The organism is Ruegeria sp. F5 (assembly GCF_056533845.1).
Genome location: NZ_JBQFOU010000003.1, coordinates 349,108 through 361,272, shown reverse-complemented (window position 1 = coordinate 361,272; position 12,165 = coordinate 349,108). Strand labels below are relative to the sequence as shown.

Genomic DNA, 12,165 nt, shown 5'->3' with positions numbered 1-12,165 from the left:
GATCCAAAATGGAAATTGGTTGTGGACGATTTGGATAACAGGCTGCTCAGCGCGCTGCATCGGGATGCCCGTGCCTCTCTGTCCGAGCTTGCCGAGACGCTCGGCGTCACCCGCACGACGGTTCGCAGCCGGTTGCAGCGGCTAAAGGACTCGGGGGAGATTGTAGGCTTTACCGTTCTGACCCGCCGCGACGTGGCGCAAAGCCCGGTGCGCGGGCTTATGATGCTTGAGATTGAGGGGCGCGGGACCGAACGGACCATGGCGCGGATCGCCGCAATGCCGCAGGTGCGGGCAGTACATTCAACCAACGGCACCTGGGATCTGATCGCCGAGATCGGGACGGAAACGCTGGCCGAACTCGATGAGGTTCTGTTTCAGATCCGCCGCATGGACGGGATCACCCGGTCCGAGACGAACCTGCTGCTGTCCACGCGCAAGGGACGGCTTTAGCTCACAGCGGTCAGGCCACCGCGTAGTGCTTTGAGTTGCAACAAGATTGTGTCAATGTCAGCGGGCAGGCATCGCCGGTGTATCCGGTTCAGACAACAGGGACCTTCACAATGACCAGTCACGAGCAAGGCAGAGAACCCCGCGCCGTGCAATGGGCCGAGAAGGTCACGGCCACGCTTGAAAAACCCTGGGTCCGGATCGCGATTCCCGTGCTGATCACGCTGATCGCGTTGATCGTTCTGCATGAACTCTCGGGTCACGTTAAATGGTCGGATGTGCAGATGGACATCCGGAACACGTCCTGGACGCTGATGTTTTTCGCCCTGTGCTGGACGGCGTTCAGCTTTTTGTCGCTTTCAATGTACGATGTCTTCTCGGTCAAAAGCGTGGCCGATGGCCAGGTTCCCTTGCCGGTGGCGGGAATGGCGGGGGCCTGCGGATACGCAGTATCAAACTGTCTGGGCTTTTCCTACATCACGGGGACGGCGATCCGGTATCGAATCTATGCCTCGCTGGGCCTTGACCTTGGGCGCGTGGCCGGGGTGATCGCAACCTCGTGGATCGCGTTCTGGACCGGATTGGTTCTGACGCTGGGAATGCTGCTGACTTTTCACCCTGATGGCGTGTCCAAGGTTGTCCCGATCAGCGAAACGACGGAAACGATTATCGGGCTTTGCCTTCTGGCCCTGCTTATCGCCGTGTTTGTCTGGCTGTCCAAGGGCGGGCGCAAGCTGTCCTTTGCGGGCGTCGGGTTCAACCTGCCAAGCAGCAAACTGGCGGGGCTGCTGACGCTGGCCGCCTTGGGCGACCTGTTTGGCGCGTCCATGACGCTGTACATCCTGCTGCCTGACGATCTGGGTGTCGGCTTTCCGTTCTTCTTCACCGTCTACGTAGCGGCCATCGCGGTCGGTATCCTGAGCCACGCCCCGGGCGGGATTGGCGCGTTCGAGGCCACTCTGATCGCCGGTCTCGGCGCGTCCGGCCGGTCGGATGTCATTGCCGCTTTGGTGCTGTACAGGGTTGTCTACACCTTCCTGCCGTTTGGAATTGCCACCTTGTCCATCGCCGTTGCCTCGGCCCTGACGCAACGCCATCGGATCGGGGGGGCGGCAACGTGGGTGTATCGGGTTGTCCGCCCGATCGTGCCAATGGTCGCTGCCGGTGTGGCTGCTGTGGCGGGCGTAATCCTTCTGGTCTCGGGTGCGTTGCCGTCGAACAGCCAAAGCCTGGGCGTATTGCGAGAGTTTCTGCCCCTGTCCTTTGTCGAGGCATCGCATTTGCTGGGCAGCGCGGTGGGAGTGCTGTTGCTGCTGGTCTCACGCGGGTTGTTCCGCAAGCTTTACCGGGCGTGGGTTGTTGCGATGTTGTTGATGGTGGCAGGGTTTGTGGCCTCGCTCACCAAGGGGCTGGATACGCATGAGGCGGTCGGTATTCTGGCAACGATTGGTTTGCTGGCGACGTTCCGGGGGGCGTTCTATCGCGTCAGCGGCGCGTCGATCTTCCGGCTGAACATTCCATGGCTGGTCAGCGTTGTGGCGCTGCTGGCGGTGATCTTCTGGATCGGCCTGTTTGCCTATTCCCATGTGGAATACCAGAACGCGCTTTGGTGGGAATTCGCATGGAACGGTGACGCTTCGCGGTTCCTGCGCTCCAGCCTCGTGGTGGCGGTGATCCTTGGAGTGGTCGCAGTGAACTCGCTGTTCGGGCGCGAGATCCCCACGCCGGTCCGCACCGAGATTCCCGAAGTTGTCGAGCGCCTTGTGATGGAATCCGAGGATACTGAATCGCAAATCTCACTGACCGGAGACAAGCAGTTCCTGATCTCGCCGGACGAAACCGCGTTCATCGCTTATGCGGACACGGGCAACGCCATCATATCGAAAGGCGAACCGGTCGGGGATGAGACCGCAGGGAAACAACTGATCTGGCAAATGCGCGAGATGGCGGATCGTGAAGGCAAGCTTTGTGCCTTCTACAGCGTCTCGACCAAGTACCTGCCGACCTTTCTGGACCTTGGCCTGTCGATCCTGAAAATTGGTGAGGTCGCGCGTGTCCCGCTCGAAGGCTTCTCGCTGGACGGAAAGTCGCGCAAACGGTTCCGTCAGGCCAAGAACCGGGCCGAGCGCGAGGGTTATGTTTTCGAGATCATCCCGAAGGAAAACCTGGCCCCGGTGCTGCCGGAATTGCGCCAGATTTCAGACGATTGGCTGGCGCGCAAGGCGGGCGAAGAGAAAGGCTTTGCGCTGGGTGGCTTCGATGACGACTACCTGTCTTATTTCGATCATGCCGTCCTGCGGAATGAGGAAGGCAAGATCATGGCCTTTGCCAACCTGTTTCAGGGCGGCAACAAGTCCGAACTATCGCTGGATTTGATGCGCTACGAACCCGACAGCCCCAGCTTTGTGATGGACGCGCTGTTTGCCGAGATGATGGTGTGGGGGTCCGAGCAGGGGTTCCACTGGTTCTCGCTTGGGGCCGCGCCGTTTTCAGGGATCGAAAACCGGCAATTGGCCTCGCTCTGGAACCGGATCGGCGGGTTTGTCTATGAACATGGCGAGCAGTTCTATCATTTCGAGGGTCTGCGCTCGTTCAAGCAAAAATTCGAACCGGAATGGAGCCCGAACTATCTGGCCAGCCCCGGTGGGTTTGCGGCCCCGCGCATTTTGTACGAGGTGAATATCCTGATCTCGGGCGGGCTGCGCGGGCTGACGAAGTAACCTTCAGTTCAGGCTGGCACGTGCTGGGGTTTCCTGCAGCAGGTCGCCCCAATCGGTGCGATACGCCATCTCGGCCAGTACGGTTTCGGGCAGGAACTCCTGATTTTGCCGAATCTGCCAGCCGCCGCCGAGACCCTTGTAGACCGCGACCAGATTGCTGGACACCTGCTGCCGTGCTTCGATCAGGTTGGCTTGGGACTGCAGCAACGCCGTCTGCGTGTTCAGAATCCGCGAATAGCTGGCGATGCCGTCGGTGTACTGGCTGATGGCGATATCAGCGGCCTTGCGCGAGGCCTCGACGCTTTGCTGATAGAACCCGACCTGCTTGCGCGCCTGCGCATAGGCGACCATGGCGCTTTCAACCTCGGAATAGGCGGTCAGAACGGTGTTCTGGTAATTCGCGATCAACTCCTGATAGGCCGCGTCCTGCGCGCGGACGTTGTTCTTGATCCGGCCATAGTTCAGCACGTTCCAGACGACGCCCGCGCTGGCCAGCCCGGTGTTGCTGTTGGAACTGAACAGATCGCGCCCGCCCGAGGCCTGCAATCCGATCGAGCCCGACAGAATGAACTGCGGGTAGAGATCGGCCATCGCAATGCCAACCTGCGCCGATTGCGTGGCTGCCGCGAGTTCCGCGGCACGCACATCCGGGCGGCGCCGCAGCAGTTCGGCCGGAACGCCAACCGCGACATTGGACCGCGCAGACGGAATACGGCCCGAGTTACCAAGCTGGCTGGTCATGCGCGACGGCGTCGTGCCCAGCAGAACGGCCAAAGCGTTCTTTGTCTGCTGCAGATCGCTTTCCAGTTCCGGCACCAGCGCCTTGGTGTTGTTGAGCAGCGCCTTGGATTCCTGCACGTCCAACTCGGTCGTGACGCCGTTGTCGAAACGCAACTGGGTCAGGTCTGCCGATTGCTGTTGCAGGGCGATGTTTTCACGCGCCACGGCCAGCGATTCCTGCAGGGCGCGGATATTCACATAAAGCGCCGCCACATCCCCGGTCAGCGTCACCAGCGCGTCGTCGTAATTGGCCACCTGCAGCGCCAGATTTGACCGCGCCGCCTGAACCCCGCGCCGCTGCGCACCCCACACATCCAACTCCCACTGCGCGTCGAACCCGACCTGTGAGGTCGAGAACTCGGTATCCAGCGGGATGATGCGGTTGATGTCCGAGATCGGTCCAAGGTTTTCGCTGATCTGACGACGCTCAAGCGATCCGCCGATGGCCTGCGATTGCGGGTACAACTCGCCGAACGCGATGCCAAGCTGCGCGCGGGCCTGCAGCACGCGAGCTCCGGCAACCTGCAGCGTCAGGTTCTGGGCATAAGCCTCGGCGATCAGCCTGTTCAGGGTCGGGTCGTTAAACGTCTCCCACCATTTCACCACCGGCGCGCTGCGCGAGGTCAGCCCGCTGCTCTGGCTGGCTTGGGGCGAGTTGGTTTCGATCCACTGTTTCACGACCGGAGAGTTCGGGCGCACGAAATCCGGCCCGACAGGGGTGCAGGCCGCCAGCACGGCGGCGCACAGGGCTGTTCCCATCAATCTGCGAAAGGATGTGGCCCGTGTCATGATGTGCGTCCTCAAATATCCAGCGGTCGGATGAAGTTGGCGAAAGAGTAGAGACGGATGTTGATCCGCCGCAGAAACTCGAAACTTTTGCCCTGACCGGTATAAATCGCCACGGCGGCGTGACCACCGGCGGGAAAGGTATGGCCTTCGGGCAGGTCGACGGTGATCTGAACCGCGATCCGGCCCGGCAGTTTCGGCAGTTCGAAACCGGGCAGACGGCCCGAGGGCAGGTACTGGCCCTGACGCGTGGCCCACCAGATCGCCTCGACCTTGCCAGGCAGAATCTCTCCGGGATAGAGGTCCAGCGCGACTTCGACATCCTGACCCGGTTTGACGAATTTCAGGTTCTGCTGGCGGAAGGTGGCCAGAATGTAGGGGTTATCCTCGGTGACAAAGCTGGCGATGGCACCAAGGCGGATATCCCCGACAACAAGCCCGGGGCGGGCCTGTTGCGAGACGATCATGCCGTTTTCGGGGGCATAGATCGTTGTGTTGTCCAGAAAATACTGCGCTTCGGCCAGTTGCGCCTGCGCTTGCAGAACGCCGGTGTTAACCCCGTCGATCTGCGATTCCAGCGCCAGTTCCGATTTGTGCAGGTTGGCTTCGGCCTGCTTGACCGATGCCTGGTCTTCGGCGACCTGCTCGTTCCAGCGATCCAACTCGTCCTGCCGTGCGCCGCCGGCAGGTACAAGGTTTTCGTACCGCGCCTGCTCGGTCAGCGCATAGGCCAATTGCGCGTTGGCCCGTTCGACGGCCTCGGTCTTGGCGATCACGTCCTGCTCCAGAATTTTGGCATTCTGTTCCGCCGCAACCAGCTGAGCCTCGGCGTTATCGACCGCCAGCGAAAACACCGTATCGTCAAAGCGGTACAGCGGATCGCCCTTGGTGACCTTTGTGTTGGGTTCGACCAGAACCTCGGCCAGGATGGTCGGCTGCGTCAGCTTCGGCACGATCTGAATGGTCGAGCGCACCACGTGGCTGTCGACCGAGAAGGGCTGGAAGAACCGCAGGGCGACCAGAAAAATCAACAGCAGATGCGCGCCCACCCAGAAGGACACGATCCCCCACATGATGTTGAATTTCAGCCATTGAGCCTTGAAGAAAATGAACCAGACAAAGATGAGATAGAAAAGGGTAATGCCAAGGGCGACGAACATAGTGAGTTGATTCCTTTGGCCTTAGCTCTTCTGCGTCTCGTCTGACGCCTGGTATTCTTCTTTGACCGTGCCGCCCAAACGCTCGATATCCTTGCGGATAGCGTCTTTTTCCTCGTCCGGGCCGCGGCGGATGTCGACGGTCACGCCGTCATGGAAGGCCCACATAAAGGCGTGGACCCATGGAACAACGGCCAGAAAGCCCATCCAGCCCATGATTTTGACCGCTTCGGCATGTGGGTGATTACGCTTGATCGCGATCCGTCCGGGCAAGCCCATGAGGAACAGGAACAGCGCCATCACCGCCGCCAGAAGCAGGATCAATGCAACGAATGTCAGATAGTCGTAGTAGCCGAGTGGCTGCCCCAGTAGTCCCATGCTCGCGCCTCCTTGCGGGAAGGTTGCCCCATCCTCAGATGTTGGTCCCACCTCGTCAATCTATTTGTAGACGGTTGCGGGATTTGCGCAAATTGTGATCCGGATCGGTGGGGATTGTGCGGCCAAAGTAAAGGGGTCAGGGGCTGATTTGAACGGCGGTGTTCCAGTCTGCACAGGCCCGGTTCAGACGGTCTGGCAGCGCCTGGTCCGTAAAAAACACGTCCACGTCGCTGAGCGAGGCGATCCGGGCGGGGGCCGAGCGCTGGAACTTCGAATGATCGGCGACAAGGAAAGTCTGCCGCGCCTGGGCGATGATCGTCTGGCTGACCAGAACCTCCTGAAAATCGAAATCCAGCAGGTCGCCGTCGGTGTCCAGCGCAGAACAGCCGATAACTGCATAGTCGAATTTGAATTGGTTGATGGTTGAAACGGTCAGATTACCGATCAGCCCGCCGTCCGAGCGGCGCAGGATCCCTCCGGCGACAACAATCTCGCAGTCGGGGTTTTCGACCAGAATATTGGCGACGTTCATATTGTTGGTCACCACCATCAGGTTCTTATGGGCCAGCATCTGCCGCGCGACGGCTTCGGTCGAGGTGCCGATATTCATGAAAACCGACGCGCCATCGGGAATCGCGGCGGCGCAGGCGCTGGCAATCCCGGCTTTGGCGTCTTCGTTCAGGGCGCGGCGGTCCTCGTAGCCGATATTCGACACGCCGGACCGCAACACCGCGCCGCCGTGAACCCGGTCCAGCTTGCCCATATCCGACAGCTCGGACAGGTCGCGGCGGATGGTCTGAACCGTGACATCGAACCGAGCGGCCAGATCATCGACCGCAACGCGGCCGTTCTGTTTTGCGATCTCCAGAATGTCGGACTGGCGAAAGGAGAGGGACATTGTGGCTCCGATTCTCTGCTGTGTATTCGTTTTTGTTCCTTTTTGAGGGTATTGCAAGGAATTGATCCAATAGGGGTGCACCAGTTACTTGATCTGTTGCACATCTTATGGGTGCATACGCACAAGAACGAAAAAAAACGAATAAAAGAATTGACGAACCGAGCGTCCAGCAGGTTAATGCGCGCGAGTTTCGAAGCTTGGGGAATCATCCGGAAATGGATCAACAGGACAATCAGATCACCGATCTGTTCATCATCGGCGGCGGGATCAACGGATGTGGCATCGCGCGCGATGCCGCCGGGCGCGGCTTGTCGGTGACGCTGGCCGAGATGAACGATCTGGCGTCGGCCACGTCCTCGGCCTCGACCAAGCTGTTTCATGGCGGGCTGCGGTATCTTGAGTTCTTCGAGGTCCGTCTGGTCCGCGAGGCGCTGATCGAGCGGGAAACCCTGCTGCGCGCCATGCCGCATATCAGTTGGCCGATGCGGTTCGTTCTGCCCTATCACCCAGACATGCGGTTTGATGCGGAAACGCCGACCTCGAAACTGTTAAGCACGGTCATGCCCTGGATGCGCGGGCGGCGTCCGGCGTGGCTGATCCGGCTAGGGTTGTTCCTGTACGATAACCTTGGTGGTCGGAAGATTTTGCCGGGAACCTCGTCCTTGAACCTGCGTACCGCCCCCGAAGGCGCACCGCTGCAGGACAAGTTCGAAACGGCCTATGAATACTCCGACTGCTGGGTTGAGGATTCGCGGCTGGTCGTGCTGAACGCCCGAGATGCCGAGGCGCGTGGGGCGGAAATTCTGGTGCGGACCGAGGTGATCCGGGCTGAACGTGTCGATGACCTGTGGCAGATCACACTCACGGACCGAAACAGTGGCGAGACCCGCGAGGTCAAGGCGCGGATGCTTGTAAATGCCGGCGGGCCGTGGGTTGGCGACATCATTCAAAGCAAGATCCACGTGAACTCGCGCGAGGGGGTTCGTCTGGTCCGGGGCAGCCATATCGTGACGCGTAAGCTCTACGACCACGACAAATGCTACTTCTTTCAGGGCGAGGATGGGCGCATCATCTTTGCCATCCCGTATGAGCAGGATTTCACCCTGATTGGCACCACGGATCAGGATCATTCCGACCCTTCAATCCCGCCAATCTGTACCGAGGCCGAACAGGATTACCTTTGTGCCTTTGCGACGAAATATTTCGCTAAACCCGTGACGCGAGACGACATTGTCTGGACCTATTCGGGTGTGCGTCCGCTCTATGATGACGGGGCCAGCAGCGCGACGGCTGCGACGCGGGACTATACGCTGAAAGTGGACGCACAAGGCGGGGCGCCGGTGCTAAACGTCTTTGGCGGCAAGATCACCACCTACCGTCGGTTGGCCGAGAGTGCTTTGGAAAAAGTGGCCGGGCATTTCCCAGACCTGCCCGGACCATGGACCGCGGGCGTGGCATTGCCGGGAGGGGATTTCCCGGTGGATGGTGTGCAAAAGCTGATCGACCACCTGATGGCGGACTATCCGTTCCTGGATAAACGATGGGCAGCGCGATTGGTGCGCGCCTACGGGACCGAGGCGCGTTCGGTTCTGGGCGATGCAAAGGAAGCCGCTGATTTGGGCGAGGATTTCGGGGCCACTCTGACCGCTCGCGAAGTGGCTTGGCTGATGGACAAGGAATTCGCGCGTAGGGCCGAAGATGTGGTCTGGCGGCGCAACAAACTGGGCCTGCGTCTGGATAAGGCCCAGATCGATCGATTGCAGACGTGGATGGAACAGCGCTTGCAATTGGAACAGGTTGCCTAAGAAAAAAGCCCCGCGTTTCGGCGGGGCTTTCTGTTTCGAGTATCGCCAACCTCACGTGGCGCCTTCGGACGTATCCGGGCCTTTCCTGTTGGTGCCCTTGATCCACTCGCGCAGGCCCTGCATCAGCGCATAAAGCACTGGTACAAGGATCACACCAATCAGCGTCGCCGCCAGCATGCCGCCAAACACGGCAACACCGATGGCTTTCTGGCTGGCCGCGCCCGCGCCGCTTGCGGCCAGCAGCGGTACAACGCCCAAGAGGAAGGATAGGGCGGTCATCATCACCGCGCGGAAACGCTGAAAGGCGGCCTCGGCAGCGGCGTCTTTGATCGACAGGCCCTTGGCGCGTTGCTCCATCGCGAATTCGACAATCAGGATGCCGTTCTTGGAGGCAAGCCCCACAAGCATGATCATCCCGATCTGCGTATAAAGGTTGATGTCACTGCCCACGATGGCCACAGCCGCCACCGCGCCGAACAAGGCAACTGTCACCGACAGCAGGATCGCCACCGGCATCGACCAGCTTTCATATTGGCCGACAAGGAACAGGTAGCCGAACAGGATCGCCAGCCCGAGGATCACGATGACCAGACCGCCCGCCGCCAACTGCTGCTGCGCAGTCCCGGTCCATTCGAACGCATAGCCGGGGGGCAGGGCGGTTGCGGATTCCTCGGTCATCACGGTGATCGCGTCGCCGCTGGAAAGACCCGGAGCCGGAACCGCCGTGACTGTCGCCGACCGGAACAGGTTGTGGCGTTTCAGCAGGACGGGGCCCAGAACATTCTCGACATCGATCAGGGTGCCCAGCGGCACCATCTCACCCTTGGTCGAGCGGACATAGAGGTTCGAGATGTCCTCGACATTATCACGGTACGAGCCATCGGCCTGAATCATCACGCGGTAGACGCGCCCGAACAGGTTGAAGTCGTTCACGTAATAGGACCCAAGCTGTGCCTGCATGGTCTGGAAAATCTCGGCCACCGACACCTGCAGGGTCTTGGCCTTTTCCCGATCCAGATCGACAAACAATTGGGGCACGTTGGCCCGGAAGGTCGTGTAGGCCTGACCGATCTCGGGCCTCTGGTTCGCCGCGTAGACAAACGAGCCGACGGCTGAGGCGAGATCCTGCGGTGATCCACCGCCGGTCTGCTGAACCTCCATTTCCACACCGGCTGACATGCCCAGACCCTGAATGGGCGGCGGGTTGAAGGCCACGATGGAAGCCGCCGATTCACCATTGGCAATAGCAAGTACTTTGCCCAGGATGGCATTGGCGCTCAGGTCATCCTCTTGCCGTTCCCCCCAATTGGTGAGGTTCACAAAGATCGCAGCCCCGTTTGTCGTGGTCCCGTTCAACAGCGAATAGCCGTTGACTAGAACGGTGCTGGCAACGCCCGGTATCTGTTGGATCTGCTCGTCGACGCGGGCGGAAATCGTTTCGGTCCGTTCCAGGGTGGCCGCGTCGGGCAGCTGAATGTCCACGAACAGATAGCCGTTATCCTCAAGCGGGATAAAGCCGCTTGAGGTGTTGGACATGATCGTGCCCGTTCCCATCGCCAGCGCCACGATCATACCCAGCGCAATGACCGGCAGGATCAGCAGCTTGCGCACGATCGAGACATAGCCGTTGCGCACCGTTCCGATGAAACCTTCAAACAGTGCCAGAACCCCTTTGGGCGGACCGCTTCGTGGCCGCAGCACCAACCCGCACAGGGCCGGGGACAGGGTAAGCGCGTTGATGGATGAGATCACAACCGCCGTTGAGATTGTCACGGCAAACTGAGAATAGAGCCGCCCGGAAATGCCGGGCATGAACGTCACCGGCACGAACACGGCCAGCAGAACCAGCGTGGTTGCAATGACCGGGCCGGTGATCTGACCCATCGCCTTGCGGGTCGCCTCGGCCGGGTCAAGCCCTTCATCCGCGATGATCCGCTCGACGTTTTCGACCACAACGATGGCGTCATCCACAACGATCCCGATGGCCAGAACCAGCGCGAACAGCGAGATCGTGTTGAGCGACATGCCAAAGGCCAAAAGGAACGCAAATGTCCCGATCAGCGAGACCGGGATCGCCACCGCAGGAATGATCGTCGCCCGCCAACTGCCAAGGAAGACGAACACGACCGAGATCACCAGAATGAAGGTCAGGATCAGGGTCGAAACCACATCGTTCAGGGATTGCTCGACGAAGTCCGTGGTGTTGAAGGGCACCTGGTATTCTACATCCGTGGGGAAGGACCGGGACAGACGCTCAAGCTCGGCCTCGACCCGATCCGATACCGCAAGCGCGTTTGCGCCGGGGGCCTGATAGATGCCGATCACCGTGGCCGGAACGCTTTGGAAATAGCCCGAGGCCGAATAGAACTGCGCCCCAAGCTCGACCCGCGCGATGTCTTTCACACGTACGATTGCACCCGCTTCGCCGGTGCGGATGACGATATCGCCGAACTCGGAGGCCGAAGTCAGGCGGCCTTTGGTCTTGATCGTGTATTGAAAGGTCTGCCCTTCGGGTACCGGGGGGGCACCAATCGATCCCGCCGACACTTCGATATTCTGTTCCCGAATGGCGTTGATCACGTCGCCCGGCGTGATCGACAGGGCGGCCATCTTGTCCGGGTCCATCCAGATGCGCATCGCGTATTCCAGATTGGTCAGAACATCCGCTTTACCAACCCCCTGAACCCGCGCCAGCGCGTCTTTCAGGTTGATCGACGCATAGTTGGACAGGAAAACGCTGTCATACGTGCCGTTAGGCGAAGTCAGCGTCACCAGCAGCAGCATGTTCGTCGATGCCTTTTGCGTGACCACGCCCGAAGACGTCACCTCGGTCGGCAGCGAAGACATGGCCTGCGCCACGCGGTTCTGCACGTTGACCGAGGCGATGTCGGGGTCGGTGCCGACCTCGAAGGTGATGTTCAGCGAATACGAGCCGTTATCCGACGAGGTGGACGTCATGTAGATCATGTCGTCCACACCGTTCACCTGCGCCTCGATCGGGGCGGCGACGGTGTTTTCCACGGTCTCGGCATTTGCACCGGTATAGGTGGTGGTCACGCTGACCACCGGCGGCGTGATGTCCGGGAACTGGGCGACCGGCAGAACCAGATAGCCGATGCCGCCCATGATCGTCAGGACAAGCGAGATGACAAGCGCCAGCTTGGGCCGGCTGATGAACAGGGCAGAGAACATCC

Annotated in this window: 8 protein-coding genes; 3 read left to right on the top strand and 5 right to left on the bottom strand. The window is 60.3% G+C overall.

The annotated features are described in order from the left end of the window. The first annotated feature begins 21 nt into the window (after positions 1-21). Both ACR0K1_RS06655 and mprF read left to right on the top strand, forming a co-directional pair. Complete coding sequence (locus tag ACR0K1_RS06655) at positions 22-450, top strand: Lrp/AsnC family transcriptional regulator (protein ID WP_480610315.1); 429 nt, start codon at positions 22-24, stop codon at positions 448-450. Between the two features lie 110 nt (positions 451-560). Then, the gene (gene mprF / locus ACR0K1_RS06650) at positions 561-3,167 is read left to right on the top strand and encodes a bifunctional lysylphosphatidylglycerol flippase/synthetase MprF (RefSeq protein WP_480610317.1); all 2,607 of its coding nucleotides are present in this window, start codon (positions 561-563) and stop codon (positions 3,165-3,167) included. A gap of 3 nt (positions 3,168-3,170) precedes the next feature. Here mprF and ACR0K1_RS06645 read toward each other — a convergent pair whose 3' ends face one another. From ACR0K1_RS06645 to ACR0K1_RS06630, 4 genes are all read right to left on the bottom strand, one after another. Then, a complete protein-coding gene (locus tag ACR0K1_RS06645) occupies positions 3,171-4,736 on the bottom strand; it encodes an efflux transporter outer membrane subunit (RefSeq protein WP_480610319.1) in 1,566 nt (521 codons plus the stop codon). Between the two features lie 11 nt (positions 4,737-4,747). After that, entirely contained in the window at positions 4,748-5,893 is a 1,146-nt protein-coding gene (locus ACR0K1_RS06640; protein ID WP_480610321.1) for an HlyD family secretion protein, read from the bottom strand. 21 nt (positions 5,894-5,914) lie between these two features. Further along, positions 5,915-6,268 (bottom strand): DUF3302 domain-containing protein, encoded by a 354-nt coding sequence (locus tag ACR0K1_RS06635; protein ID WP_480610323.1) that lies wholly within the window; start codon positions 6,266-6,268, stop codon positions 5,915-5,917. A 136-nt stretch (positions 6,269-6,404) separates the two neighbouring features. Continuing rightward, positions 6,405-7,166 carry a DeoR/GlpR family DNA-binding transcription regulator gene (locus ACR0K1_RS06630; RefSeq protein WP_480610324.1) on the bottom strand — a complete coding sequence of 254 codons (762 nt, stop codon included), beginning with the start codon at positions 7,164-7,166 and terminating at the stop codon, positions 6,405-6,407. A gap of 215 nt (positions 7,167-7,381) precedes the next feature. On the opposite strand from ACR0K1_RS06630, the gene glpD reads away from it, so the two are divergent. Then, on the top strand, positions 7,382-8,971 hold the full coding sequence (gene glpD, locus ACR0K1_RS06625; protein WP_480610326.1) for a glycerol-3-phosphate dehydrogenase: 1,590 nt from the start codon (positions 7,382-7,384) through the stop codon (positions 8,969-8,971). Between the two features lie 51 nt (positions 8,972-9,022). Here the strand turns inward: glpD and ACR0K1_RS06620 are convergent, their stop codons facing one another. After that, entirely contained in the window at positions 9,023-12,163 is a 3,141-nt protein-coding gene (locus ACR0K1_RS06620) for an efflux RND transporter permease subunit (RefSeq protein ID WP_480610327.1), read from the bottom strand. Positions 12,164-12,165 lie beyond the last annotated feature (2 nt).